We start from the raw sequence: 25,021 nt of genomic DNA on the forward strand, positions 1-25,021 counted from the left end.
GGCGCCACGCGGCCCTCAGCCGGTCCAGGACCACTCGGCGACCTCGGGCATATCGGTGCCGTGCTCGCGGATCCAGGCGTGGTGGCGGGTGCGGGCGTCCTGCATCCGCTGCCGTACGGCCGTGGCGCGCACCGCGAGGCCCGGGGTCCGGTCGATGACGTCCATCACCAGCCGGTAGCGGTCCAGATCGTTGCGCACCACCATGTCGAACGGCGTGGTGGTGGTGCCCGCCTCCTTGTAGCCGCGCACATGCAGGTGCGGGTGGACGGCGCGGCGGTAGGCCAGCCGGTGCACCAGCCACGGATAACCGTGGTAGGCGAAGATGACCGGCCGGTCGCGGGTGAACAGGGCGTCGAACTCGTGGTCCGTCATCCCGTGCGGATGCTCCTCCTTGGGCAGCAGCCGGGTCATGTCGACGACGTTGACCACGCGCACGGCCACATCGGGCAGGTGGCGGCGGAGGATCCCGGCGGCCGCGAGGACCTCCTGGGTGGGCACGTCGCCGGCGGCGGCCAGCACCACGTCCGGCTCCCCCGCGCCGTTCTCGGTGCCGGCCCACTCCCAGGTCCCGGCGCCCCGGGCGCAGTGGGCGCGCGCCTGGTCCAGGTCGAGCCAGTCGAAGCAGGGCTGCTTGCCCGCGACGACCACATTGACGTAGTCACGGGTGCGCAGGATGTGGTCGGTCACGCAGAGCAGGGTGTTGGCGTCCGGCGGCAGATAGACGCGCACCACCGCGGGGCTCTTGTTGAGCACATGGTCGACGAACCCGGGGTCCTGGTGGGAGAAGCCGTTGTGGTCCTGGCGCCACACATGCGAGGTCAGCAGGTAGTTCAGGGAGGCCACCGGGCGCCGCCACGGCAGTGCGCGGGAGGTCTTCAGCCATTTGATGTGCTGGTTGACCATGGAGTCCACGATGTGCACGAACGCCTCGTAACAGGAGAAGAGGCCGTGCCGCCCGGTCAGCAGATAGCCCTCCAGCCAGCCCTGGCACAGGTGCTCGGAGAGGACCTCCATGACCCGGCCGTGCCGGCCGAGGTGCTCGTCGGTGGGGAGGGTGGCCTCCTGCCACGCCTTGCCGGTGGCCTGGAAGACGGCCTCCAGCCGGTTGGAGGCGGTCTCGTCCGGGCCGACGATCCGGAAGTCGCGGCGGGCCTCGGTGTCCGCCATGACCTTCGCCAGCAGCCCGCCGAGCACCCGGGTCGGCTCGTGCAGGGTCGCCCCGGGGTTGTCGACGGGGACCGCGTACCGCTCCAGGCCGGGCAGCGGCAGCGAGCGCAACCGCAGCCCGCCGTTGGCGTGCGGATTGGCGCCCAGCCGGCGGTCGCCCCGCGGGACCTCGGCGAGGACCTCCGGTACGGGCCGCCCGTCGGCGTCGAAGAGCTCCTCGGGACGGTACGAGCGCAGCCAGCGCTCCAGCTGCCGCAGATGCTCCGGGTTCTCCCGGACGCCCGGCAGGGGCACCTGGTGGGAGCGCCAGGTGCCCGCCACGGGAAGTCCGTCGACCTCCTCGGGGCCGGTCCAGCCCTTGGGCGTACGGAGTACGAGCACCGGCCAGCGGGGCCGCTCGGCGATGCCCTCCGCGCGGGCGGTGCGCTGGAGCAGGGCGATCCGGTCCAGCGCCTCGTCCAGGGCGCGCGCCATGGCCCGGTGCACGGCGAACGGTTCGTCCCCGGCGACATGGACCGGCTCATGGCCGTACCCGCGCAGCAGCTCGTCGAGTTCGGTCCGGGGCAGCCGGGCGAGCACCGTGGGGTTGGCGATCTTGTAGCCGTTGAGGTGGAGGATCGGCAGCACGGCGCCGTCGTGGACCGGGTCCAGGAACTTGTTCGCGTGCCAGGAGCCGGCCAGCGGCCCGGTCTCGGCCTCGCCGTCGCCGATGACGCAGGCGACCAGCAGCCCGGGGTTGTCCAGCGCGGCCCCGTACGCGTGGGCGAGGGAGTAGCCGAGCTCGCCGCCCTCGTGGATGGAGCCGGGCGTCTCGGGGGCGACGTGGCTGGGCACCCCGCCGGGGAAGGAGAACTGGCCGAAGAGCCGGGCCATGCCCGCCGCGTCCCGGCCGACGTCCGGGTAGGTCTCGGAGTAGCTGCCGTCCAGCCAGGAGCCGGCGAGCACCGCGGGACCGCCGTGGCCGGGGCCCCAGACGCAGATGGCGTCCAGGTCGCGGTCCTTGATGACGCGGTTCAGGTGGGTGTGGATCAGGTTCAGCCCCGGTGAGGTGCCCCAGTGGCCCAGCAGCCGGGGCTTGATGTGGTCCGGGCGCAGCGGCTCGGTCAGCAGTGGATTGGCCAGCAGGTAGATCTGGCCCGCGGCGAGGTAGTTGGCGGCGCGCCAGTGGGCGTCCAGGGCGCGGATCCGGTCGTCGGAGAGTCCACTTCCCGGCGTGGCCGTCGTGGCCGTCGCGGTCGTCGTGGTCGGTGCGTCTGGCATGGACCCCTCTTTCCCTCGTGGGGTGTACGGACTCGTGGGCGGGGTGTGGTGGGACTGATGTACGGATGTGGGCCGGCTGGTCGCGCCACCGGCCGTTCAGACCCGCTCCGGCACGATCACCACCGGGCAGGGCGCGTGGTGCAGGGCCGCGTGGGCGATGCGGCCGAGTTGCAGCCCGAAGGTGCGACCGTGGCCGCGGCGGGCGCCGAGGACCAGCAGATCGGCGGTGGCCGCCGCCTGGAGGAGCACCTTGCGGGCCGGTCCCTCGGCCGTCTCGGGGTGGACGGTGACCTCGGGGTGGTCCCGTCGGGAGGTCCGCAGGGCGTCGTCCAGCGTCCGCTCCGCCCGTGCCCAGTGGGCACGGACCGGGTCCCCGTCGATCAGCAGATCATCCGTCACCTCGCCGGCCGGGCAGCGCCACGCCCGAACGGCCTCCAGCACCCCGCCGCGCGCCGCGGCCTCGCGGAAGGCGAACCGGGTCGCGGCCGACGGACCGGCCGTCTCGCCCACGCCCAGCACGATCCGGCCGAAGGCACCGCGCCGGTTGGGCTCCCCGCCGCGTACGACGGTCACCGGGCACGCGGCGCGGCCGGCGAGCGCCAGGCTCACCGAGCCGAGCAGCAGCCCGGCGAGTTCGCCGCGCCCGCGGGAGCCGGTGACCAGGCCCGAGGCGTCCCGGCCCGCGCGCAGCAGCGCGGCGACCGGGTCCTCCGGCAGCACCTCGGCCAGGAGCTTCACATCGGGTCCGTACCGGCGGGCGCGCTCCGCCGCGCAGGCGGCGATCTCCTCGGCCCTGGCCTGCTCCCAGGGGCGCTCGGGGTCGGCGGCGGGCGCGATGCCCTCGTACCGCTCCCATAGGGAGGCGTGGATCAGCCGCAGTGGCACCCCGTACCGGGCCGCCGCGGCCACCGCCCAGTCCACCGCCCGGAGGCTGTGGTGCGAGCCGTCGACGCCCACCACCAGGGGGTGCTCCACCGTTCCCACCACCTTCCGCGCGGCAGTGCCCGTGCTGTCCCGGGGACGCGGTCTCCCGCCCTCGCCCCAGCCTCGCGCCCGCGCGGGACCGGGCGCGAGAGGCGGTTCGGCCCCGCCGAGGGTCGTTCGGCCCAGGGCGCCCATGCGGGCCGAACGGTCCCGAGCGGACCCCGGGCAGCCCAAGAGAACGGCCTGGGCGCCGTCCGAAGCTGGGACCGGATCGGGGAGGCAGGGATGAAGCACCGCAAAATCGGCAACGTGATGACCGACGATGTGGTCCGGGTGAGCTCCGGGACCTCGTTCGACGAGGTCGACGCGCTGCTCTCGCGGCACCGCATCAACGGACTGCCGGTGGTGGACGAGGACGACAAGGTGGTCGGCGTGATCACCGGAACCGATCTCAGCGCTCCCGCCCCGACGGCCGGGCAGCTGATGTCGCGCCCCGCGATCACCGTGCGGCCCCAGGACAGCATCGTGGACGCGGCCCGCGCGATGGACCGCCATCGCGTCGAGCGGCTTCCCGTGGTGGACGAGGAGAACCGGCTGATCGGCATCGTCACCCGCCGGGACCTGCTGCGCGTCTTCCTCCGCCCGGACGACGAGATCCGCGCCGAGGTGATCGACGAGGTGCTGGTCCGCTCGCTGTGGCTCGGCCCGCAGTCGGTCGCGGTCACCGTGACCGACGGGGTCGTCCGGCTGGAGGGACAGCTCGACCGGCACAGCGAGATCCCCATCGCGGTCCGGATGGCCGGACAGGTGGACGGCGTGGTGGCCGTCGTCGACCGGCTCACCTACCGGGTCGACGACTCCGCCGACCGGGGAGGCGCACGGCGATGACCGATCCGGCCGGGCCGGTGCGGAACGGACGGGTGCGGTACGGGCGGGTGGTGGTCGGCCTGGACGGCTCCGACAGCGCCTGGGCCGCGCTGGACCGCGCGGTCACCGAGGCGCGGAGCCGTGGCGCCGTGCTGGAGATCGTGCACGCCTGGCCGTGGGCCCGTACCGACCCGCTCGCCTTCGACCCGGAGAGCGAACCGCGGCGTCCCCCGGTGGAGATCGCCAGGACCGTGCTGCGGCTGGCCGAGGCGCGGGCCCGGGAGCGCGAGCCTGGGCTGCGGATCGTACCCACGTTGACGGCACGGGACGCGGTGCCCGAACTGCTGCGGATCGGCGCGGACGCGGCGCTGATCGTCATCGGCACCCGGGGGCTGGGCGGCTTCACCGGACTGCTGCTCGGCTCGGTCGGACTGCGGCTGGCCGCCCACACCCGGCGCCCACTGCTGGTGGTGCGCGGCGGGGCACCGGCGGCGTACGGGCCCGAGGGCCACGGCAAGGTGCTGGTCGGGCTGGAGAGCGGCACGGACGGGGCGGCGGCCCGGTTCGCCTTCGAGGAGGCGGTCCGGCGCCGGGCCCGGCTGCGAGTGCTCTACGCCTGGTCACGGCCGCGGGTCCGCGCGGGCAGCGTCGCCGCGGGCGATCACACCCTGCCCGTACCGGGGGTGGCGGCGCCGGGAGCCGAGCCGGAGCAGACGGTGCCCCAGGGCGTGGTAGCCGCCCTGCGCGAGGAGTTCGGCCAGGTACGGGTGCGGGAACACACCGCCCACGGCACCCCCGCGCAGGCGCTGGTGGAGGCGTCACGGGCGGCGGACGTCCTGGTGCTCGCCGTACGACGGCGAACGGCCCGCCTCGGAATGCGCCTCGACCCGGTCACCCACGCGGTACTGCACCACGCACACTGCCCGGTACTGCTGGTGCCGGTCGCGTAGGCGGGGGCGGGGGCGCGGGCGACGAGGCCGAGGGATGGGGGTCGACGAGGCCAGGGCGGGCTGGGGCGCGCGGCGAGGCCGAGGCTGGGGGGACGGGGCGGGCGGGGCGACGAAATTGTCGCGCAATGGCCCGGTGGCGCGCTCCGCGCCAGGCCGACCGGACCGGGGCGACGCCCGGCGGCGGGCTCCGGGCCGGGGACGGCGAGGCCAGGGCGGGCTGGGGCGGGCGACGAGGCTCGCCGGCGGTGCCCGGTGGCACGCTCCCGGGCGGGGCGACGACGCTTGCCGCGCGGTGCCTAGTGGCACGCTCCCGGGCGGGGCGACGAGGCCGGGGCGATGGCCTAGTGGCTCACCCCCGGACCGGAGGCGACGAGACCGGGGCGATGGCCCGGTGGCGCGCCGGGCCGACCGGACCGGGGCGACGCCCGGCGGCGGGCTCCGGGCCGGGGACGGCGAGGCCAGGACGGGCTGGGGCGGGCGACGAGCTCGCCGACGGTGCCCGGTGGCACGCTCCCAGGCGGGGCGACGACGCTTGCCGCGCGGTGCCTAGTGGCACACCCCCGGACCGGGGGCGACGAGGCCGGGGCGATGGCCTAGTGGCTCACCCCCGGACCGGAGGCGACGAGACCGGGGCGATGGCCCGGTGACGCGCCAGGCCGACCGGACCGGGGCGACGCCCGGCGGCGGGCTCCGGGCTTCGGAAAGGGCCGGATGACCTGGCCCCGGGGGCTGCCGCGGGACCGGTCGGCCCTGTCGGGCAGGGCCCGGTCATGGTCCGCTGGAAGTGGCACCGGGGGCATCCGGCAGACGCGGAGAAGCGGACGTCCGAGTGCCGCGCACCGCGCAATCAGGGCCCGCGAGAAGCGGGCGCCCCCGGCGCCCCCGGGTGGGCACTTCCCGGCGGTGGCCGGGGGCGAGCCGAAGGGCGGCGCGCCACTGTCGCCGAGGGGGAGCGCGCGGGCCGACGAGGGCCGTGGTCGGTGTGGCAGCGCCGCCACGTGAGTGGCGGGCACGTCCGACCGGCGGCGCACGGCGGACTGGAACTCCCCCGGAGGCGGACCGGGCCGCCGTGCCGCCGAGTGGCCCGTGCCGGGAAGAAGGAGGCAGCGATGGCGCGTCCCGTCACCGTCGGACTGGACGGTTCCCCCGAGAGTATGGCCGCCGCCGGCTGGGCGGCCCACGAAGCCCGTTCGCGCGGGGCGCCGCTGCGGCTGGTGAACGCCTGGCCGGGGCCCGACCAGATGGAGCTGACCCCGGGCCGGGAGGCGGCCTGGCACTACTGGGCCGAGCGCGCCCTGCGTTCGGCGCGCGCCGAGCTGGACGCCGACCACCCGGAGCTGGCGATCCTCACCGACCAGATCCCCGGCTGGCCCGCGCCCGTTCTGCTGGCCGAGGCGGAGCGGGCCCAGCTGCTGGTGGTGGGGTCCCGCTCGATCGGCGCGGTCGCCGGCTTCTTCCTCGGCTCCGTCGGCCTGGAGCTCGCCGCTCGTGCGGTGACCCCCGTGGTCCTGGTGCGGTCGGACGGGCACGAGGCACGGGACGGCGATGTGGTGGTCGGGGTGGAGCCGGGCGAGCCGGGCGAGGACATCCTGGAGTTCGCCTTCGACGCCGCCGCCCGGCGCGGCGGTGTGCTGCGGGCCGTGTACGCCAGCCGGGTCCCCGCCATCCGGGGCGACGCCCCCTGGGTGGTGGACGTGGGGCTGAACGATGCGCGCAAGGAGGCGGAGCACGCGCTGAACGAGGTGCTGGCGCCGTGGCGGAATACGTTCCCCGAGGTGCGGATCTTCGAGGAGATCGCCTCGGACAGCCCGGCCCGGCGGCTGGTGGGCGCGGCGGCGGGGACGGCGCTGATGGTCGTGGGCCGCGGTCCGCGCCATGTGGGGTTCGGCCCCCGGCTGGGGCCGGTCACCCAGGCGGTGGCACACCACGCCGCCTGCCCGGTGGCGGTGGTGCCCCAGCGATGACACCTCGGAGCGCACGGCGGCGGACGAACGGCAACGAACAGCGACGGCGAACAGCGACGTACAGCGAAGGCAACCGGAGGAGCCATGAAAGCACTCGTCTTCCACGGGCCGGAGCAGTGCGCCTGGCAGGAAGTGCCCGACCCCGAACTCCAGGCCCCCACCGACGCGATCGTACGGATCGGCACCGTGACCGTCTGCGGCACCGATCTGCACATCCTCCGCGGCGAACTGCCGGAGGTGAGCCCCGGCAGGGTGCTCGGCCATGAGGGGGTCGGCGAGGTGGTCGAGACCGGCGCCGACGTCCGCGGGATCCGCCCCGGCGAGCGGGTGCTCATCTCGTGCGTGTCGGCCTGCGGCCACTGCCGCTTCTGCCGGGAGCGCGCCTACGGGCAGTGCCACGGCGGCGGGGGCTGGATCCTGGGGCGTACGGTCGACGGCACGCAGGCCGAGTACGTCCGGGTGCCGTTCGCCGATCTGTCCACGCATCCGCTGACGGGCGCGGCCGAGCGCCCTGACGCCGTGCTGCTGTCGGATGTCTTCCCCACCGCCTACGAGGTGGGCGTCCTCAACGGCCGGGTGGAGCCGGGCGATACGGTCGTGGTGGTGGGCGCCGGGCCGGTCGGGCTGGCCTCGATCGCCACCGCGCAGTTCTTCTCCCCCGGCCGGATCATCGCCGTCGATCCGGTCCCGGCCCGGCTGGACGCCGCCAAGCGGATCGGCGCCGACGCGGTGGCGGATTCCGCCGAGGGCCCGGAGCGGCTGGTGGACGACCTCACCGAGGGGCTCGGGGCCGATGTGGTGATCGAGGCCGTGGGGAGTCCGCGGAGCTTCGAGAGCTGCACCCGTATGGTGCGGCCGGGCGGCAGGATCGCCAACGTCGGGGTGCACTCCCGGCCCGCGACGCTCCACCTCGAAAAGCTGTGGTCCCAGAACGTGACGATCACCACCGGGCTGGTCGACACCTACTCCACCGCCACCCTGCTCGCCCAGCTGGCCGCCGGGCGGCTGCCCGCCGCCACGCTGATCACCCATCTCCTGGAGCTGGACCAGATGGAGGAGGCGTACGACGTCTTCGCCCGCGCGACCGACACCGGCGCGATCAAGATCGCGCTGGGCGAGGCGGCCCGACCGCTGGTGGCGCGGGAGCGGTGAGCGCGGAGGCGATGCGCATGGGAACGCCCATCACCGTCGGCGTCGACGGTTTCCCCGAGAGCCCGCGGGCCGCGCACTGGGCGGCGCGCGAGGCGCTGCTGCGCGATCTGCGGCTGCGTCTGGTGCACGCCTGGAGCCTGCTGTCACCCGCGGCCCCGGCCTTCTCCCCCGAGGAGGACCGCAACTACTGGGCGCAGCGCCTGCTGACCGACCTGGTGGGCGAGTTGCGCGACGCCCATCCGGGGCTGCGGGTCACGGCCGAGCTGGTGCCGCGGGAGCCCGTGCCGGCGCTGCTGGCCGCGGCCCGGGACGCGGAGATGCTGGTGCTCGGATCGCGCGGGCGCGGCACACCCGGCGGCTTCCTCCTCGGTTCGACCGGCCGTCACCTCCTGGCGTACGGGGAACGGCCGGTGGTCATGGTGCACGCCGACGACAGCCCGCTGACCGCCGATGTGACCGTCGGGGTGTCCCTGCGGCGACCGGACGAGGCGGCGCTGCGGTTCGCCTTCGACGCGGCGGCGCGGCGCGGCGGTGTGCTGCGCGCAGTGCACGCGGACGCCGACGCGGCGGCGGCCGAGGAATCAGGACCGGCGGACGCGGCAGGGGGGCCGACGGACGCGCTCGACGCGGCGCTGCGCCCCTGGCGGGAGAAGTACCCGGGGGTTCCGGTGGCGGAGGTGCTGGTCCCGGAGCGCCCGCCGCCCGGTGTGGTGCACGCCGCACGGGGCTCGGGACTGCTGGTGCTGGGCCGCGAGGAGAGGGAGCCGGGCCCCGTCCCGTATCTGGGCTCGGTGATCCACGCGGCGGTGCACCACGCCCCGTGCCCGGTGGCGGTCGTGCCGTGCGGCTGACGTCCGAAGGGAGCTGAATGTCCCAAGGCCCGAAGGGAGCCGACGTCCAAAGGTCCGAAGGGAGCCGACGTCCAAGGGAAGCCGATGTTCGCAGGGAGGCGAGAGCGACGATGTCGGAGGCGATGACCACCGACCTCTACGAGGTCACGATGGCCCTGTCGTACCTGCGCGAGGGCATGACCGCCCCGGCCACCTTCGACCTCTACGCCCGCCGGCTGCCGCCCGAGCGGGGCTTCCTGGTCGCCGCGGGCCTGGAGCCCGCGCTGGAGTACCTGTCCGGCTTCCGCGTGGAACCGGAGGACGTGGCGGCGTTCGCCGCGGCGATGCACCGTCCGTACGAGGACCTGGAACCCTTGCTGGGGCTCGGTTTCGACGGCGAGGTGCGCGCGGTGCCCGAGGGGCGGATCGTGCTCGCCGGGGAGCCGCTGCTGGAGCTGACCGCGCCGCTGCCGCAGGCCCAGCTGGTCGAGACGTATCTGCTGGGGCAGCTGAGCCATCAGACCACGATCGCCTCCAAGGCCGCCCGGTGTGTGCTCGCGGCGCGCGGGCGCCCGGTGGTGGACTTCTCGCTGCGCCGCACCCACGGCCCCGGGGCCGGGATGCAGTCGGCGCGGCTGGGCGCGATGGCCGGGTTCACGGCGACCAGCAATGTCGCGGCGGCCCACGCCTACGGGATCGCCGCCACCGGGACGATGGCGCATTCGTACATCGAGGCGTTCCCGGACGAGGAGACCGCGTTCCGCGCGTTCGCCCGGACCCATCCCGGCCCGGTCACCTTCCTGGTGGACACCTACGACACGGCGACAGGAGTGGCCACCGCGGCGCGGGTGCTGCGCGAGCTGGCTCCCGGCCCCGGCAGCGCGATCCGCCTGGACAGCGGCGACCTGGGCGAGCAGGCGGTACGGGCGCGGGAGATCCTCGACGCGGCGGGGCTGCCCGAAGTGCGGATCGTGGCGAGCGGCGGGCTCGACGAGTACGCCGTGGCGGAGCTGATCGACTCGCAGGCGCCGATCGACGTCTTCGCCGTGGGCACCAGGGTCGGGGTGTCGGCCGACGCCGCCTACCTCGACACCGCGTACAAGCTGGTCGTCTACGACGCGGAACCGGTGATGAAACTGTCCTCGGCCAAGGCCACGGCCCCCGGTACCAAACAGGTGTGGCGCCGCCCCGGCTACGCCGATGTGATCGGCGAGCGGGACGAACTCCCGCCCCACGGCGGGGCGCCGCTGCTGGAGACCGTGATGCGGGAGGGCCGGCGGACCGGAGCGCCCGACACCCTCGACCACGCGCGGCGGCGGTTCGACGCCGACCTCGCGGGGCTGCCGCCGCAGGCCCGGCGGATCCACCATCCGGTCCCGCCCCGGCCGGCCACCTCCGCCCGGCTGGCCCGGCTCGCGGGACAGGTGCGGCACCGGCTCGAGCACCGCATCGAGCACCGGATCGAGCACCGGCCGGCGGCCGGCGGCGAGGCCGGCGGACAACAGGCAGCGTGACCAAGGAGGATGCCGTGCCCCGGAGTGCGCACATCGTGAGCGATGTGATGACCCATACCGTCGTCGCCGTCGGCCGCGAAGCGCCGTTCAAGGAGATCGTCAGAACGCTGGAGCAGTGGCGGGTGAGCGCCCTGCCGGTGCTGGAGGGCGAGGGCCGGGTCATCGGCGTGGTCTCCGAGGCCGATCTGCTGCCCAAGGAGGAGTTCCGCGACAGCGACCCGTCCCGGGTGGAGCGGCTGCGCGATCTCCCGGGCGTCGCCAAGGCGGGCGCGGTGACGGCCGACGAGCTGATGACGGCCCCCGCCGTCACCGTGCACGCGAGCGCGACCCTCGCCGAGGCCGCACGGATCATGACCCATCAGCGGGTCAAGCGGCTCCCGGTGGTGGACGAGGAAGGCCGTCTCGAGGGCATCGTCAGCCGCGCCGACCTGCTGAAGGTGTTTCTGCGGCCGGACGAGGACATCGAGGAGGAGGTGCGCCACGAGGTGGTGGCCCACCTCTTCCCGGCCACGGGGGAAACCGTCCGGGTGAGCGTGAACGAGGGCGTGGTCACGCTCACCGGACGGGTAAGGGAAGCCGTCCTCATCCCGGCGGCGGCCCGCCTCATCCGGGCGATCGAGGGCGTGGTGGACTTCGACAACCAGCTCACGGCCGCGCCCCCGACGACCCGGCGGCACTAAGGTCTGCCGATCTCCGTGAGCCCGCCCCCAACTGGGGGCGCCCAGGTGCCCAGGGCTCCTGGGCCAGGCCCTCGACCGGTCCCCGGCGGCGAGGCGGGCGATCCGCGCGCGGTGCCGCTGCCACTCCCGGATCTCCGCCCGTAGCCGCTGGTCGACATGCGCGACTGCCGCGGCGAACTCCTCCTCGTCGGCCTGTAGCAGCTCCCGCACACGCGCCGGCGGGACCCCGGCCTCGGCGAGGGGGCCGGACCCCCATGCGCGGTGTCCCGCACGGCGGTGGGTCACCCCATGTGGCGGCTCCAGCGTGGGCCGACCTCGGCCCAGGCGCGTCCCCACTCCTGTGCGCGGGCGCGGTCCAGCCGCCAGCGCACCAGGCCGCGCCCGGCCAGCGACACCGCGCCCACGCCCGCCGCGGCCGATGTCCCGGCGAGCACCGCGCGGGTCGCGATCTGCTCGGGGGTGGGCGGCTGCTGGACCAGCCGGCCCCGTCCGTCGGTCCACACCTCGGCGGCCGTGCCCGCCCTGCTCCCCTCGTGGACCTTCGCCGCGCCGGTGTGGACGGCGCCGTCCGGGCCGGTCCAGCGGACGACCGCGCGCACCTGGCCGGTGGTGGACCCGTCGGCGGCGGGCTGGACGGCGGGCGCGTCCTCCTTCAGCACCGCGGGCACCCGGTGCCGGTCCGCCCGCTCCTGCCGCAGTGACGCGTCCACGGCGGTGCCCGCGGCCACCCCGGCCGCCGGGCCGCCGACCGCCATCACCAGGCCGGTCACGAGCACGACCCACGCCTCGATCACGTCCGAGCGGCGTCTGAGCGGATTGCGCCGCCACCGCCACATGCGCCGCCCCCGCACTTCCGTGCCCATGCCGCGACCGTCGCACGAGCGGGGAGGGCGGGACGAGGGCCGGGCAGCCCTCTTGGGGGCCCGTTCGGCCCTGGTACCGCCCTGACCTGCTGCGCCACGATTCCCACCGGGGGCCGGGCGGACGGCGGACGAACAGTGCGAGAGCCATGACCGAGACACGAGGGACACGGGCGGCACCGGCGACACCCATCAGGGTGTTCGTACTGGACGACCACGAGGTCGTCCGGCGCGGACTGCACGATCTGCTGGACGCCGAACCGGACATCGAGGTGGTCGGCGACGCCGGGACCGTCGACCACGCGCTGGCCCGGGGCCCGGCGCTGCGCCCCGACGTGGCCATCCTGGACGTCCGGCTGCCGGACGGGGACGGCGTCACGGTCTGCCGTGAACTGCGCTCCCGCATGCCCCGTCTGGCCTGTCTGATGCTGACCTCGTTCGACGACGACGATGCGCTGCTGGACGCGATCATGGCCGGGGCGGCGGGTTATGTGCTCAAGCAGATCAAGGGGTCGGACCTGGTCTCGGCGGTGCGCACGGTGGCCTCCGGCCAGTCGATGCTGGACCCGGCCACCACCGCCCGGCTGATGCGCACCCTGCGCGGTGACGCCACCCCGCCGGAGCCCAGGGACGAGGTGCTGGCCGGACTGTCCCCGCGCGAGCGGGAGATCCTGGTGCTGATCGGTGACGGGCTCACCAACCGGGAGATCGGCAAGCGGCTCTTCCTGTCCGAGAAGACGGTCAAGAACCACATCTCCCGGCTGCTGGCCAAGCTCGGCGTGGAGCGCCGTATCCAGGCGGCGGTGCTGGCGACCCACTCGGCCCCGCACCCGGCCGACGACCATCCCGGATGACCCGGCCCGGGACCGTACGACCCGTACGACCTGTTCAACCCGTCCGTACGACCTGTTCGACCCGTTCGACCCGTTCGACCCGTACCGCCAACGGCCCACCCGCGAGGAGGGGACCCCATGCAGCCCGCAGCGCTCGACGCGGCGATCCTGGAAAAGCTCATCTCCGCGGCCGTGGCCGCTCCCTCGATGCACAACACCCAACCGTGGCGCTACCGGCTGAACCCCGACACCGTCACCCTGGAGGTCCGGGCCGCCCCGGAGCGGGGGCTGCGGTTCACCGACCCCATGGGGCGGGGCCTGAGCGTCTCCGCCGGGGCCGCCGTGTTCAATCTGCGGGTCGCCGTGGCCCACTTCGGCTGGGACCCGGTGGTCCGGCTGCTGCCGTGCCGCTCGCAGCCCGATCTGCTGGCCACGGTGCGCCTGGCCGCCTCTCCTCGTGATGGGGCCGGACGCCACGACGACCCGCACCAGGACCTGTACGACGTCATCTGGCGGCGGCACAGCAGCCGCTCCCCCTTCTCCGGACGCCGGCTGCCGCCACGGGTGCTGGGCGAGCTGGCGGAGGCGGCGCGGGCAGGCGGCACCACGCTCCGGGTGGCGGACCCCGAGGAGACCGCGCGGCTTTTGCGGCTGACCATGGAGGCGGAGCGGCGCGCCCACGAGGACCCGCGCCGGCTCGCCGAGAGCCGCGACTGGGTCCGCGACACCGGACCGTACGGAATCCCCCCGGCCGCCCTCGGCCCACGGGATGCCACCGGGCGGCTGCCGATGCGCGACTACCTCGGCTATCCGGGCGCGGGGCCGGACGGCCACTGGGACAGCCACCAGGACGGCCGTCCGCCCGCCGCGGTCTTCGAGAGCCGCCCGATCATCGCGGTGCTGACCACCGACCAGGACCGGCGCACCGACTGGCTGCGGGCCGGACAGGCGCTGGAACACGTGCTGCTGCTGGCCACCTCGCACACGGTCCGGGCATCCCTGCTGCACCAGGCGCTGGAGTGGTCCGATCTGCGGTGGTCGCTGAGCGACGGCCACCGGACGCCCGGCCATGTGCAGATGCTGATCCGGCTGGGTTACGGACCGTCCGGAGCAGCCACGCCTCGTACGGGGGCGGCCGATGTGCTCGAGGGAGAGACTCCGACGCGGGCCGACGACCGGGTCGGCTGAGGGACGGACACCAGCACGACCAGGCACGGAGCACTCTTGGGCAGCCGGGGAGCGCCAGGGTCGGCCGGGTGCTGCCGAAGCCTGCCGGGCCGGCCGGACGCGGCCGACTGCGACCCGTACGACCCACGCGGCCGAAAACACCCCCGGACAGCCGGGAGCGTCAGGGTCGGCCGGAGTCGGCCGGGAGCGGACACGGCGGCGGGAGCGGCGGGCGGCCCGGAGTCGGCCGGGAGCGGCCGGAGTGGGCGGCGGGCGGCCGGAAACGGACACGGCGGCAGAACGGCAGACGGCCGGGGCGGCGAGGCGAGGAGGAGCGGGGCGGGGGCGGCCGCGCCCGTCCGCGGTGGGGCTCGTTGCGGCCCGCAGGCCACAGCGAGCCGCGGCGGGCGTGTCCTACCGCGCCGCCTGCGCGGCGGGCGGGCCCTGTCACTCCGGGAGCGGGACGGCCCACACCAGGCGGGTGCCACCGTTGGGGGGCTCGCTCAGCTTCAGCTCGCCGCCCAGCTTCTCGGCGCGCTCGGCCAGGTTCCGCAGTCCGCTGCGCCGGCCGCCCCCGGGGATGCCCACCCCGTCGTCCGTGACGGTGAGGGTCAGCCGACCGGACGCCACGACCAGCGATATCTCGGCGGCACCGGCCCGTGCGTGGCGGGCGACGTTGGACAGCGCCTCGGCGAGGACGGCCACCATGTCGTCCGCGACGGAGTGCGGCACATCGGTGTCGACCAGTCCCTCGGTGCGCAGCGAGGGGGTGAAGCCGAGCGCGGGCACGGCCTCCTCGATGGTCTTGGCCGTACGGACCCGCAGCCCCTGGACGGCGGGGCCCGCCTCGTGCGAGCGCAGTCCGAAGATGGTCGAGCGGATGATCTTGATGGTGTCGTCCAGGTCGTCCACCACCCGCAGCAGTCGTTCGGAGCCCTCCGGGTGCTGGACGAAGCGCAGGGTGGACTGGAGCGTCATCCCGGCGGCGAACAGCCGCTGGATGGCCAGGTCGTGCAGATCGCGGGCGATCCGGTCGCGGTCCTCGAGCAGGGCGAGCTGCTCGGCGTCACGCCGCCGCTCGGCCAGTTTCATCGCGATCGCCGCCTGGCCGGCGAAGCCCAGCAGGGTATCGGTCTCGATCTGGGTGAAGGCGGGGCTGTCCGCCGTACGGGCCAGCGAGAGCACCCCGCCCACTCCGTCGCTCGTCCGCATCGGTACCGCGACGGCCGGGCCGAGCCCCTCCCAGCGCTGCGGTCCGGCGGTGATCCGCGGATCGTTCTGGACATCGGTGCTGGTGACCGGCTCGGAGGCGGTGAAGGCCGCCCCGCCGAAGGTGCCCTTGCGGGGCAGCACCAGACCGCGGTGGGCCTCGGCCTCGGTCCCCGCCGCCAGCGCGACCTGGAGCTCGTCGGAGCCGGCCACCGGCAGCATCAGCACGCCCAGATCGGCGGAGAGGATCCGGCGGGCGTGCTCGACGATCAGCTCCAGGACCGTGGTCTCGTCCACTCCGGACAGCAGACTGCGGGTGACCTCGGCGTTCGCCTCCAGCCAGCGCTGGCGGTGGCGGGTCTCCTCGTACAGCCGGGCGTTCTCGATGGCCACTCCGGCGGCCACGGCCAGGGTGGACAGCACCGTCTCGTCCTCGCCGTCGAACTCCTCACCGCCCCGCTTCCCGGTGAGGTGGAGATGGCCGAAGACCTCGTCCCGCACCCGGATGGGCACTTCCAAGGAGGACCGCACCGGCGGGCGGTTCGGCGGAAGGCCGTGGCAGGCCGGATGCTCCGAATTCCCGTCCGGCGGCAGCGGCTGCGGCTGCGGCTGCGGCAGCGGGTGGCGGATCAGCTCCCCCAGGACGCCGTGGCCGGACGGCAGCCGCCCGGTCGGCTCGGTCCGCTCCTCGGCCACGCCCGCCGGGACGGAGGCGGCCAGCCGCTGATCGTCGCCGATCACGCTCAGCGCCCCGTGTTCGGCGTCCACCAGCACCACCGCGGCCTCGACGATCCTCCGCAGCACATGCGACAGATCCAGCTCCCGGCCCACCGAAAGAACCGCCTCCAGCAGGCTGTGCACCCGGTCCTGCGTGCCGCGCACACCGTCGATGCGCCCCTGTAGCTCTTCCAGCAGTTCGTCCAGCCGTAGCCGGGGCGGGTACTCCGTACTCCTCGCGCTCTCCATACCCACGGTGCCTCCGTCGGCCTCACCGCGCTCGGCGCGGCATTCCGCACGGCCCTCACTCTCTTCACGGTAGCCGCGCCCGGCGGCCGGTGAGTGCCGTGCACCGGGATGACCTGGTCGGGCGGGTCGCGCCCCCGGGTCACCCGAGCGCGGGGCCCGCCCCCTCCGGCCCCCGGACCAGCTCTTCGAGCCGGTCAAGGAAGATCCGCTGCTTCGCCACGATCTTCCGGCGGGCCTCGTCCGGGCCGAACCAGGCGACCCGGTCGACCTCGGGGAATTCCCGTATCCGGCCGGAACCCCTCGGCCACTCCATGGCGAACGTGCCGGGAGAGATCCCCTCCGGATCGAGATCGCCCTTCAGCGCCCAGACGGTGACGTACTTGCCCCCGGTCTGGGTCACGGAACCGAGCGGCATCAGCCCACCGTCGGGCGGCGGCGTGCCGAGCTCCTCCTCGAACTCCCGGCGCGCGGCGGCCTCCGGGGTCTCGTCCCCGTCGTACTCCCCCTTGGGCACCGTCCAGGCGCCCTCGTCCTTCGCGGCCCAGAACGGGCCGCCCATATGGGCGAGCAGAACTTCAACGGCCGGGTCGGCCGGGCCCGTACCCCGGTACAGCAGGATTCCGGCGCTGCGCTTACGCGTCACAGCGCCCAGTGTGCGCCCACGCGCCCACACCCCACAGTCGGCGGGCCGGGTCCGCCGGTCAGCCCTTGCGGGCGTATCCGAGGTAGGTGACCAGCGGCCGGGCGTCCGGGGCGAGGACGAAGTCGACGATCGGCGGGATCTGCTCATCGCTGATCCGCCCCCGGCGGCGCGCCATGGTGGCCTTGACCAGGCTGCGCGGGTCCTTGGGCTTGAAGTCGCAGATGTCCTCGTTGCGCAGGCCGTGCCGGTCCAGCGCGGTGGTCAGCTCGGCGGGGGTGCGCAGCCGCGCCGCCGTATAGCGGCCGGCCGGCATGATCCGGGTCATCGGGAGGCGCTGGAAGGCGCCGAGGTAGATCAGCCGGGAGAGCAGGGTGCGGTTGACGGTGTCGTAGATCAGCACACCGCCGGGCCGCAGCACCCGGGCGGCCTCCGCCAGCACCCGGTCCAGCTCCGGGGTGATCTCGAAGGTGTCGGCGTAGTAGGCGAGGTCGAACGCGCCGTCGGCGAGGCCGAGTTCCTCGGCGGGCGCGGTGCGGTACTCGATCCCCGAGTGCCCGCCCTCGCTCGCAGCGCCCGCAGCGCCCGCCTCGCGCGCCATCTCGGTGGCGGTGGCGGAGGGGTCGACCGCGACGACGCCGAAGCCGAGACCGGCCAGCCCGCGGGCCAGCAGCCCGCGGCCGCTGCCCACGACCAGGGCACGGCTGCCGGACGCGGACAGGCCCACGCGCTCGACGGTGGTGCGGACGTATTCCAGGCGGGTGTCCTGGAAGGAGACGGCCCTGATCTGACGGCCGTCGACGGCCTCGGGCGACCGTGAGTCCAGTTCGATGTGCGGGGCGGCGGCCATCGTCTTCTCCCTCACGCGTGTGCGGACACGGGTGTGCGGATTCACCGGTACCTGGGGTCGCCGCCCGGACGGACCGGACGGGTTCCCCGAGGAAACCTAACATCATGAGTTCCCTCAGGGAACTCGGGTAGGCTCGTGTCATGACCCGTACTCCGCTCGCCGACGTGGCCTGTTCGATCGCCCGCGCCACCGATCTGTTCGGCGACGCCTGGACGGCGCTGATCATGCGAGATGTGCTCACCGGGGTCACCCGCTTCGACGACCTCGCCCATGACCTGGGCATTTCGCGCAAAGTCCTGGCCGCCCGGCTGTCCCGGCTGGTCGAGGAGGGGGTGCTGGTCCGGGAGCGGTACCAGGAGCGGCCGCCGCGTGAGCACTACCGCGCCACGCTCAAGGGCGAGGAGCTCTATCCGGTGCTGCTCGCCCTGATGGAGTGGGGCGACCGCTGGTACGCCGGCCCGGCCGGGCCGCCGGCCCGGATCCGTCACCTCGGCTGCGGCCTCGACACCACACCGGTGTCCGTGTGCGCCCACTGCGGCGAGCCGCTGACGGTCGGCAACACCACCCAGCTCCCGGGCCCCGGCGGGCGCACCGGACCCGGCACCCGTGTCCTGGGGCCGCTGCTGGCCGCCCGGGAGGACGAGGCGTGACCGCGCACCCGGCGGCGGCGGAGGTTTGAGACAACGGCAAGGGGCACTCGGCACAGCAGCCGGGCACCCGACTACGAGGAGCGCCGACCATGCGCTACGAAGAACTGACGGGCCTGGTCCAGGCCCGCGCCCAGCTCCCCGACCGTCAGTCGGCCGAACGGACGGTACGGGCGACGCTCGAAACCCTCGCCGAGCGCATCCCGGGCGGGCTGGCGAACCATATGGCCGCACAGCTGCCGCAGGAGGCGGGCGAGCCCCTGCGCCGGATCGCCGCCTCCCAGGAGGGCACCCCTGAGGAGCGGGAATACCGGCGGGAGCACGGCGAGCGGTTCGACCTCACCGGTTTCGCCGGCCGGATCGCCTGGCGCACCGAGCACACCGAGGAGGAGGCGCTGCGCGAGGCGGCCGCCTTCTTCGAGGTGCTGGACTCGGCCGTGGACCCGGAGCTGATGGAGAAGCTCTACGGCGTGCTGCCGAGCGACATCCGGGAGCTGCTGCCGGAGGCGGGGGCCGAACAGGGTACGCGGCGCGAGCAGACGTAAGCACCCCGCGCCACGGCGGGAGCGGACGTCAGCACCCCGCGCCACGGCGGGAGCAGACGTCAGCACCCCGCGACACGGCGCGAACGTAAGCATCCCCGCGACACCCTCGGCAGGAGTCATCAGCCCGCCGCGAGGAGCAAGCACCGCGCCACCCCGCAGCCGCGCCCCGCCCCTGGCCCCGGGCGTCGCGCCCCTCACTCCGTCTGCCCCGGGTGGTCGGGGTGGCCGTGGCGCGGCGGGGGGCTCGGCTCGGCCGCCGTCTGCGGCGTCACCGGCGAACCGCCGCGCGGCGGCGAGGGCCGCTCGGGGAGCGGCTCGGCACCCGGCTCGCCCGGCGAGGGGGTGGCGCCGCTCTCCAGCTGGCGCAGGCGCGCCGTGAGCACCTCGACGACCGGAAGGCGGTCGGCGTGGGAGCGCTCGTACTCCAGCAGTTGCCCCAGCTGCTCCGCACCGAGGCTGCGGATGCGGTGCTGGAGCGCGCTGAGCGGCAGATGGTCGTAGTCGGCGAGCGGCAGTTCGTCGTGGGTGCTCATCCGTTCTCCTCCCGGGCCCGCCGCGGATGGGTGTGCGGGTGGCTTCGCGGACCGGTCTCCGCTGCCGAGGGTCGAGCGGGTACCCGCACACGTCGAACGAAAACGGCATAACGGACGAGCGGTGGCGGGAGGGAACCGCCACCCCGCTGCCCCGCCGCACGCGGCGCGTTGCCGTGGCGTGATCGTCTTGCCAGGCTGTCCCCATGCCGATCACCGACCTGTCCGAGCTCGTCGACGAACTGCTCTCCGGGACCCGCCCGCTGCCGATCATCCCCGCGGGCGTCCCCGTGCTGCGCCAACCGGCCCTGCCGTACGAGGGCCAGCTGGCCGCGGACCAGCTGGACCGGCTGCTGGCGGCGATGCGGGAGGCGATGCACTCCGCGCCCGGCGTGGGGCTCGCCGCCCCGCAGATCGGTGTGCCGCTGCGGCTCGCGGTGATCGAGGACCCGGCGGAGGTGACGGCCGAGGTGCGGGAGGCGCGCGGCCGGGTGCCGCAGCCGTACCGGGTGCTGGTCAACCCCGTGTACGAAGCGGTCGGCGACGGCCGGGCGGCGTTCTTCGAGGGGTGTCTGAGCATCCCGGGCTGGCAGGCCGTGGTCAGCCGCCCGGACCGGATCCGGCTGCGCGGGCAGGACGTGAGCGGACGGGAGCTGGACGAGGAGTTCACCGGCTGGCCCGCGCGGATCGTCCAGCACGAGACCGACCACCTCGACGGCGTCCTCTATCTGGACCTGGCCGAAACCCGTTCCCTGTCCTCGGCCCAGGCCGTCAGCGACTACTGGTCCCAGCCCACCCCCGCCGCCGCGGCCCGCTCGCTGGACTTCCCACTCCGGACCACCGCCGACGACAACAGCGGCAACGACAACGGCAACGACAACAGGGGTGCTACCGCTCCGTAACCACGGGCCGACCCGCGGCATGTGTTCGTCATCGGCTGGCAGTCGCCGAATCACCACGCGGACACTGTGACGTACGTCGCCACGGCAAGACTGGTGAACGCCGGCGGTACGCGCCGCCTCCGCGTACCGCACCGGCGAGTGAGGCGTTTCTTCCCGCGTTCCTCCCCGCGTTTTTCCGCTGTTCCCCAGTCCCCACCGCTCCTGACGTCCCTCGAACGGAGAACAGGAATGTCCGGAATACCCGTGCTGACGACGTCCACCGCAACGCCGCCCACCAGCTCGTACGTCACCTCGATCGCCCACACCCCGGAGCAGGTCCACGCCGCGCAGCGACTGCGCTACCAGGTGTTCGGTGAGGAGCGGGGAGGCACGCTGGACACGGCGGTCGACGGCCGCGACGTGGACGAGTTCGACGAAGTCATGGACCACCTGATCGTCACGGACACGGCGACGGACACCGTGGTCGGCACCTATCGGCTGCTCCCCCCGGGGCGCAGCGAACGGCTCTACTCGGACACCGAGTTCGATCTGCGCGGGCTTCCGGCCGAGGTCCGCTCGTCCATGGTCGAGGCGGGCCGCGCCTGTGTGCACGCCGACCACCGCTCGGGCGCCGTCATCAACCTCATGTGGGCCGGGCTGGCCCGCTACGTCCTGCTGTCCGGCCACCGCTATCTCGCGGGCTGCGCCTCGGTCCCGCTGGCCGAGGGCGAGCGGGCCGCCGCGAGCGCCTGGCTGCTCGGTACCACCAAGCACGCCGCCCCGCCCGAGCTGCGGGTCCACCCGCACGACCCCTGGATCCCCTCGCGGCCGCTGGACACCGCGGCCGGCTACGCCGAGCTGCCGCCGCTGCTCCGCGGCTATCTGCGGATCGGCGCCTGGATGTGCGGCTCCCCGCAGCACGACCGGGCCTTCAACGACGCCGACTTCTTCGTGCTGCTGGACACCGAGCGGATGAACGACCGCTACCGACGCTATTTCCTGGGCGCATCCCGGTGACCGTGCCACTCGGGAGGACCGTGCCACTCGGGAGGACTCTGCCCGCGCACGCCTGGGCGGCCTGGTCACCGTGCACCACCGGCTGTGTCACCCACGCCGCCCAGCGCGTCCCCGCCACCCGCGTCGCCCGGCGGGCCGCGGTCTTCGGCCGGTCGGTGCTGGGCGCGCTGCTGTGCGGCCGGCGGATCGCCGAGCCCGAGACGCTGCGCATCCGTGCGGCGGCGGTCCTGGACTCCCTCGGCATCCGGCTGGAGGTGGCGGGCGGCACCACGCTCAGCGCCCCCGGCGGCACCGGCACGCTCGTCGTAGCGAACCACATCTCCTGGCTGGACATCGTCGCGCTGCTCGCGGTCGAGCCGGTGGTCATGCTGGCCAAACGGGAGATCGCGGGCTGGCCGCTGGTCGGTCCGCTGGCCACCCGTGCGGGAACGCTCTACATCGACCGCGGCTCGCTGCGCGAACTCCCCCGTACCGTACGGGAGATGGCGGCGCTGCTGCGCGCGGGCCGGTCGGTGATGGCCTTCCCGCAGGGCATCACCTGGTGTGCGGGGACGGGCGGCAGCTTCCGGCGGGCCACCTTCCAGGCCGCGCTGGACGCGGGCGCGCCGGTGCGTCCGGTGACGCTGGACTACGTCCAGCACGGTGTCCCGACCACGGTGGCCGCCTTCGTCGGCGAGGACGACTTCGGCACCTCGCTGCGCCGGGTGATCCGCGCCGACGGGCTCACGGTGCGGGTGGCCGTGCACCGGCCGCTGCGGCCGGTGCACTCCGCCGACGACCGGCGCGTCCTGGCCGCGCGGGCGCAGGCCACCGTGTGCGGGGCGCGGCTGCCCGTGCACGGCTGACGGTCCGTATGCCCCGGACACCGGGTGTCCGGGGCATACCGGCACGGCGGCGGCGAACCGCGCGACGGAAGGGGGCGGGCCCATGGGCCCGCCCCCTTCCGCATGTGGTCACGGCTTCTCGTCCGACTCCGTGACGGTGGGCGCGTCGCCCGAGCCGAAGTCCACCACGACCTCCGCGCCATCCGGCAGCCGTACGGTGACCGTGAGTCCCTTCACCTCGGCGGTGGCCAGACCGGCGAGGGGGGCGGGGTCGCGTTCCCCGGTGAGCGAGGCCAGTGCCACGAAGAGGGTGCCGGCGGGGTCCTCGGGGCCGGCCGGCTCCTCGCCGACGGTGCCGGTGAGCTCGGGCACGAGGGCCCACGGCCCGTACGCGGTGCCCTGCGGCGCCCTGACCGCGCCGGCGGTCTGCCAGCCGTGCAGTCCGAGGAGCTGGCCGGTCACCTCTTCCCCGGCCAGCCGTATCTCGGGGCCCCGCTCGGTCTCCGCCGGGGTGCCCGGGGGCAGGGCGACGGCCCAGCCGCTGTGGTGGATCCGGGTTCCGGCGGGGACGCCCACGGTGCGGTGGACGCGCACTTCGAGCCGGCCGCGGACGAGGGTGAGGCTGTCGATGCGGGCCGAGGGCAGGATGGGGCCACCGCCGGGGAACAGCGGGACCTGGGAGGAGGCGATCCAGTCGGGGCCCGCGGCCAGCGGCTGGATGCGCGGCCGCTTGCTGCGCGCTCCGCGCACCTCGAGGGCGATGTGGTTGTCGGGGGTGTTGTCCGCGCTGGTGGGGCCGGTGCGGGTGGAGTAGGCGAGCCGGGCGTAGAGGGGGTCGGGCGCGCTGTCGGCGCCCCAGGTGTAGCTGCCGTGGTTGTGCAGCCGCACCAGCCCGTCCCGTCCCGTGGTCTGGATGAGGAATCCGGGGGCGGGCAGCGCCAGCGCCCGGTCCGGCCCCTCGACGGGCGCCGCCTCCTCGGGCGCGGTCCACACCGGGTGGTCGGGCGGGAGCAGCAGGGCGAGGAACCCCTTCGAGGCCCAGTAGGGCGAGCCGGGCCCGGAGTAGCGCTGGAGCGTGGCCGCGTGCGGCCCGTACCAGCCAAGGCTCAGCACCCCGTCCCGGGTCAGCGCGCCACGGTCCAGGAAGTGGCGCAGCGCGCCGCTGAGGACACGGCGGGTGGCGCCGGGGGCGAGGGGGGTGTGGCCGGTGAGGGCGCCGAGGCCCACCGCGGCGCCGGCGGCGAAGCGGTAGGTGAGGGAGCGGCCGTGGTGGATGGGGGCGCCATTGGCGTCGAAGAGCAGCGAGAAGCTCTCGAGGAAGGTGTGCAGCCGGGGGCCGAGCCGGTCCAGCAGCGCGCCGTCGGCGGCGAGATGGGCGTGGAGCAGCGGATACATGTGCAGCGCCCAGCCGTTGTAGTGGTCGAACGACCGGGCGTCGCCGTCGGAGTACCAGCCCTGGCCCCGGTACCAGCCCTCCAGGAGGTCGAGCCCCCGCTCGATGGCGCGGGCCGTCTCGGTGTCACCGCGGCCGACGGACTCCAGGAAACCGGCGACGGTGAGGGGGAAGAGGTACCAGTTGTTGGGGGCGGGCTGGTGGCGGAGCGCGCCGCGCAGCCACTCCTCGGTGCGGTCCTGGGCGTCGGACGACAGGGCCTGCCAGGTCCACGGCGCGGTCAGCCGCAGGCCCAGGGCCACGGACGCGGACTCCACCATGGGCTGGCCGTGGGCGGGGAAATGGCCGATCACCGGCCAGGACTCGGCGTCGTCCCGTCCGGGGGCGAGGGTGCCGCGGGCGATCCCGGCGGTGTAGCGCTCCAGGATGGAGTGCGGGTCGCTGCCCGAGGACCCTGCGGCGCGTAAGGCGGCGAGGAGGAAGGTGCGGGCGAACCCTTCGAGTCCGTCGGAGCGCACACCGGACTGCGACGGGGGGCCGGGGAGGTCGATCAGGCCGTGGCCGGGGGTGGCGTAGCGGAGGGCGGCGTGCAGCAGACCGTCGGCGACGGCCTCCCAGTGGGCGCGGGTGTAGCCGGTGTGGGGGCTGAGGGCGCGGTCCTCGGCGGGGAGCGGGAAGGGCAGTTCGGGCATGGCGGGGTGTGCCTCCTGGGGGTCGGGCGGGGTACGCCGATCAGTGGATCATCCCCGAGCGTACGGGGTGGGCGCGCTGCGCGACCGGCGATGTGGTGCTCAGCGGGTGGTGACGCCACGTGCCCGCAGGGCCGTTCGCAGGGCCCGGATCGCGTAGTAGGACCGCGATTTGACGGTTCCGGGTGGCACCCCCAGCACCCGGGCCGCCTGATCGACGCTGTGGCCCAGGTAGTACAGGTGCAGCAGCACCTCCCGCTGCCGGGGCGTCAGATCGGCCATCGCGTCCGTCACCACCTGGGCGGTGAGCGTCCGATCGACCGCGTCCGGTGCGGTCACCCGCCCCATGTCCGCCTCACCGGCCGTCTCCACCGGCCGCCACGCCTGGGCCCGGTCGTCGTCGGTCACCAGATCGCCGACCACGGCGAGCAGCCGGGATCGGGCGGTGTCGTCCATGGGGCCGATGTCCGTAGGACACTGCCAGGCGCGGATGGCCACCTCCTGCACGATGTCCTCGGCCCGGTGCCAGTCCCCGCCCAGCATCCGGGCGGCCAGGCGGTGCAGCGCCGAGCCGTGCCGTTGGTAGAGCGTCCGTAACGACGTGTCGGCGTCGGTCGTCATGGCCGCCACACGGATGTTCATCGTCCCCCCGGGGTTGATGC

The 25,021-nt window shown here is 74.6% G+C and carries 23 protein-coding genes; 14 read left to right on the plus strand and 9 right to left on the minus strand.

From position 1 onward, the window contains the following. Positions 1–15: 15 nt before the first annotated feature. Both PS467_RS05075 and PS467_RS05080 read right to left on the minus strand, forming a co-directional pair. A complete protein-coding gene (locus tag PS467_RS05075; protein WP_311034184.1) occupies positions 16–2,427 on the minus strand; it encodes a phosphoketolase family protein in 2,412 nt (803 codons plus the stop codon). A gap of 96 nt (positions 2,428–2,523) precedes the next feature. After that, entirely contained in the window at positions 2,524–3,402 is an 879-nt protein-coding gene (locus PS467_RS05080; protein ID WP_311034185.1) for a universal stress protein, read from the minus strand. Between the two features lie 234 nt (positions 3,403–3,636). Here PS467_RS05080 and PS467_RS05085 point away from each other — a divergent pair, with 234 nt between their 5' ends. The 7 genes from PS467_RS05085 to PS467_RS05115 all read left to right on the plus strand — a co-directional run bounded on the left by PS467_RS05085 (position 3,637) and on the right by PS467_RS05115 (position 11,308). After that, positions 3,637–4,239, plus strand: a complete 603-nt coding sequence (locus PS467_RS05085; RefSeq protein WP_311034186.1) for a CBS domain-containing protein — start codon at positions 3,637–3,639, stop codon at positions 4,237–4,239. Then, a complete protein-coding gene (locus PS467_RS05090) occupies positions 4,236–5,168 on the plus strand; it encodes a universal stress protein (RefSeq protein WP_311034187.1) in 933 nt (310 codons plus the stop codon). Before PS467_RS05085 ends, PS467_RS05090 begins: the two co-directional genes overlap by 4 nt. Before the next feature lie 1,109 nt (positions 5,169–6,277). Further along, positions 6,278–7,132, plus strand: coding sequence for a universal stress protein (locus tag PS467_RS05095; RefSeq protein ID WP_311034188.1), 855 nt, complete (start codon positions 6,278–6,280; stop codon positions 7,130–7,132). 84 nt (positions 7,133–7,216) lie between these two features. Then, entirely contained in the window at positions 7,217–8,284 is a 1,068-nt protein-coding gene (locus tag PS467_RS05100) for an alcohol dehydrogenase catalytic domain-containing protein (RefSeq protein WP_311034189.1), read from the plus strand. A 17-nt stretch (positions 8,285–8,301) separates the two neighbouring features. After that, entirely contained in the window at positions 8,302–9,135 is an 834-nt protein-coding gene (locus tag PS467_RS05105) for a universal stress protein (protein WP_311034190.1), read from the plus strand. A gap of 110 nt (positions 9,136–9,245) precedes the next feature. Next, positions 9,246–10,628 (plus strand): nicotinate phosphoribosyltransferase, encoded by a 1,383-nt coding sequence (locus PS467_RS05110; protein ID WP_311034191.1) that lies wholly within the window; start codon positions 9,246–9,248, stop codon positions 10,626–10,628. A 14-nt stretch (positions 10,629–10,642) separates the two neighbouring features. Beyond that, positions 10,643–11,308, plus strand: a complete 666-nt coding sequence (locus tag PS467_RS05115; protein WP_311034192.1) for a CBS domain-containing protein — start codon at positions 10,643–10,645, stop codon at positions 11,306–11,308. A 281-nt stretch (positions 11,309–11,589) separates the two neighbouring features. On the opposite strand, the gene PS467_RS05125 is transcribed toward PS467_RS05115, so the two are convergent. Beyond that, a complete protein-coding gene (locus PS467_RS05125; protein WP_311034193.1) occupies positions 11,590–12,171 on the minus strand; it encodes an Rv1733c family protein in 582 nt (193 codons plus the stop codon). Positions 12,172–12,317: 146 nt separating this feature from the next. Here PS467_RS05125 and PS467_RS05130 point away from each other — a divergent pair, with 146 nt between their 5' ends. Then, on the plus strand, positions 12,318–13,022 hold the full coding sequence (locus PS467_RS05130) for a response regulator (protein WP_311034194.1): 705 nt from the start codon (positions 12,318–12,320) through the stop codon (positions 13,020–13,022). A 117-nt stretch (positions 13,023–13,139) separates the two neighbouring features. Next, entirely contained in the window at positions 13,140–14,189 is a 1,050-nt protein-coding gene (locus PS467_RS05135) for an Acg family FMN-binding oxidoreductase (RefSeq protein ID WP_311034195.1), read from the plus strand. 426 nt (positions 14,190–14,615) lie between these two features. Here the strand turns inward: PS467_RS05135 and PS467_RS05140 are convergent, their stop codons facing one another. The 3 genes from PS467_RS05140 to PS467_RS05150 all read right to left on the minus strand — a co-directional run bounded on the left by PS467_RS05140 (position 14,616) and on the right by PS467_RS05150 (position 17,833). Then, positions 14,616–16,343 carry a sensor histidine kinase gene (locus PS467_RS05140; protein WP_311034196.1) on the minus strand — a complete coding sequence of 576 codons (1,728 nt, stop codon included), beginning with the start codon at positions 16,341–16,343 and terminating at the stop codon, positions 14,616–14,618. 139 nt (positions 16,344–16,482) lie between these two features. After that, complete coding sequence (locus PS467_RS05145; RefSeq protein ID WP_311034197.1) at positions 16,483–16,986, minus strand: NUDIX hydrolase; 504 nt, start codon at positions 16,984–16,986, stop codon at positions 16,483–16,485. A gap of 58 nt (positions 16,987–17,044) precedes the next feature. Continuing rightward, on the minus strand, positions 17,045–17,833 hold the full coding sequence (locus tag PS467_RS05150; protein WP_311034198.1) for a methyltransferase domain-containing protein: 789 nt from the start codon (positions 17,831–17,833) through the stop codon (positions 17,045–17,047). A 140-nt stretch (positions 17,834–17,973) separates the two neighbouring features. Here PS467_RS05150 and PS467_RS05155 point away from each other — a divergent pair, with 140 nt between their 5' ends. Then, entirely contained in the window at positions 17,974–18,483 is a 510-nt protein-coding gene (locus tag PS467_RS05155) for a winged helix-turn-helix transcriptional regulator (RefSeq protein WP_268970258.1), read from the plus strand. An 89-nt stretch (positions 18,484–18,572) separates the two neighbouring features. Beyond that, on the plus strand, positions 18,573–19,025 hold the full coding sequence (locus PS467_RS05160; RefSeq protein WP_268970259.1) for a DUF2267 domain-containing protein: 453 nt from the start codon (positions 18,573–18,575) through the stop codon (positions 19,023–19,025). 194 nt (positions 19,026–19,219) lie between these two features. Here the strand turns inward: PS467_RS05160 and PS467_RS05165 are convergent, their stop codons facing one another. Next, positions 19,220–19,558: a DUF8129 domain-containing protein gene (locus PS467_RS05165; protein ID WP_311034199.1), complete on the minus strand. Its 339-nt coding sequence runs from the start codon at positions 19,556–19,558 to the stop codon at positions 19,220–19,222. A gap of 203 nt (positions 19,559–19,761) precedes the next feature. Here PS467_RS05165 and PS467_RS05170 point away from each other — a divergent pair, with 203 nt between their 5' ends. From PS467_RS05170 to PS467_RS05180, 3 genes are all read left to right on the plus strand, one after another. Further along, positions 19,762–20,457, plus strand: coding sequence for a peptide deformylase (locus PS467_RS05170; protein ID WP_311034200.1), 696 nt, complete (start codon positions 19,762–19,764; stop codon positions 20,455–20,457). Between the two features lie 228 nt (positions 20,458–20,685). Next, positions 20,686–21,453: a GNAT family N-acetyltransferase gene (locus tag PS467_RS05175; protein WP_432280540.1), complete on the plus strand. Its 768-nt coding sequence runs from the start codon at positions 20,686–20,688 to the stop codon at positions 21,451–21,453. A gap of 20 nt (positions 21,454–21,473) precedes the next feature. Continuing rightward, positions 21,474–22,298, plus strand: a complete 825-nt coding sequence (locus PS467_RS05180; protein ID WP_311034201.1) for a lysophospholipid acyltransferase family protein — start codon at positions 21,474–21,476, stop codon at positions 22,296–22,298. A 108-nt stretch (positions 22,299–22,406) separates the two neighbouring features. Here PS467_RS05180 and PS467_RS05185 read toward each other — a convergent pair whose 3' ends face one another. Both PS467_RS05185 and PS467_RS05190 read right to left on the minus strand, forming a co-directional pair. After that, positions 22,407–24,362 carry a DUF2264 domain-containing protein gene (locus PS467_RS05185; RefSeq protein WP_311034202.1) on the minus strand — a complete coding sequence of 652 codons (1,956 nt, stop codon included), beginning with the start codon at positions 24,360–24,362 and terminating at the stop codon, positions 22,407–22,409. Positions 24,363–24,461: 99 nt separating this feature from the next. Continuing rightward, a complete protein-coding gene (locus PS467_RS05190; RefSeq protein WP_311034203.1) occupies positions 24,462–24,980 on the minus strand; it encodes a sigma-70 family RNA polymerase sigma factor in 519 nt (172 codons plus the stop codon). Positions 24,981–25,021: the final 41 nt, after the last annotated feature.

This window comes from Streptomyces luomodiensis (assembly GCF_031679605.1).
Lineage (GTDB): Bacteria > Actinomycetota > Actinomycetes > Streptomycetales > Streptomycetaceae > Streptomyces > Streptomyces luomodiensis.

What these genes read in the sequence shown, in the direction of transcription:
- PS467_RS05075 (WP_311034184.1), bottom strand. Translation starts at nt 2,427, where the DNA reads ATGCCAGACGCACCGACCACGACGACCGCGACGGCCACGACGGCCACG.
- PS467_RS05085 (WP_311034186.1), top strand. Translation starts at nt 3,637, where the DNA reads ATGAAGCACCGCAAAATCGGCAACGTGATGACCGACGATGTGGTCCGG.
- PS467_RS05090 (WP_311034187.1), top strand. Translation starts at nt 4,236, where the DNA reads ATGACCGATCCGGCCGGGCCGGTGCGGAACGGACGGGTGCGGTACGGG.
- PS467_RS05095 (WP_311034188.1), top strand. Translation starts at nt 6,278, where the DNA reads ATGGCGCGTCCCGTCACCGTCGGACTGGACGGTTCCCCCGAGAGTATG.
- PS467_RS05100 (WP_311034189.1), top strand. Translation starts at nt 7,217, where the DNA reads ATGAAAGCACTCGTCTTCCACGGGCCGGAGCAGTGCGCCTGGCAGGAA.
- PS467_RS05105 (WP_311034190.1), top strand. Translation starts at nt 8,302, where the DNA reads ATGGGAACGCCCATCACCGTCGGCGTCGACGGTTTCCCCGAGAGCCCG.
- PS467_RS05110 (WP_311034191.1), top strand. Translation starts at nt 9,246, where the DNA reads ATGTCGGAGGCGATGACCACCGACCTCTACGAGGTCACGATGGCCCTG.
- PS467_RS05125 (WP_311034193.1), bottom strand. Translation starts at nt 12,171, where the DNA reads ATGGGCACGGAAGTGCGGGGGCGGCGCATGTGGCGGTGGCGGCGCAAT.
- PS467_RS05130 (WP_311034194.1), top strand. Translation starts at nt 12,318, where the DNA reads ATGACCGAGACACGAGGGACACGGGCGGCACCGGCGACACCCATCAGG.
- PS467_RS05135 (WP_311034195.1), top strand. Translation starts at nt 13,140, where the DNA reads ATGCAGCCCGCAGCGCTCGACGCGGCGATCCTGGAAAAGCTCATCTCC.
- PS467_RS05140 (WP_311034196.1), bottom strand. Translation starts at nt 16,343, where the DNA reads ATGGAGAGCGCGAGGAGTACGGAGTACCCGCCCCGGCTACGGCTGGAC.
- PS467_RS05150 (WP_311034198.1), bottom strand. Translation starts at nt 17,833, where the DNA reads ATGGCCGCCGCCCCGCACATCGAACTGGACTCACGGTCGCCCGAGGCC.
- PS467_RS05155 (WP_268970258.1), top strand. Translation starts at nt 17,974, where the DNA reads ATGACCCGTACTCCGCTCGCCGACGTGGCCTGTTCGATCGCCCGCGCC.
- PS467_RS05160 (WP_268970259.1), top strand. Translation starts at nt 18,573, where the DNA reads ATGCGCTACGAAGAACTGACGGGCCTGGTCCAGGCCCGCGCCCAGCTC.
- PS467_RS05165 (WP_311034199.1), bottom strand. Translation starts at nt 19,558, where the DNA reads ATGAGCACCCACGACGAACTGCCGCTCGCCGACTACGACCATCTGCCG.
- PS467_RS05170 (WP_311034200.1), top strand. Translation starts at nt 19,762, where the DNA reads ATGCCGATCACCGACCTGTCCGAGCTCGTCGACGAACTGCTCTCCGGG.
- PS467_RS05175 (WP_432280540.1), top strand. Translation starts at nt 20,686, where the DNA reads ATGTCCGGAATACCCGTGCTGACGACGTCCACCGCAACGCCGCCCACC.
- PS467_RS05185 (WP_311034202.1), bottom strand. Translation starts at nt 24,362, where the DNA reads ATGCCCGAACTGCCCTTCCCGCTCCCCGCCGAGGACCGCGCCCTCAGC.
- PS467_RS05190 (WP_311034203.1), bottom strand. Translation starts at nt 24,980, where the DNA reads ATGACGACCGACGCCGACACGTCGTTACGGACGCTCTACCAACGGCAC.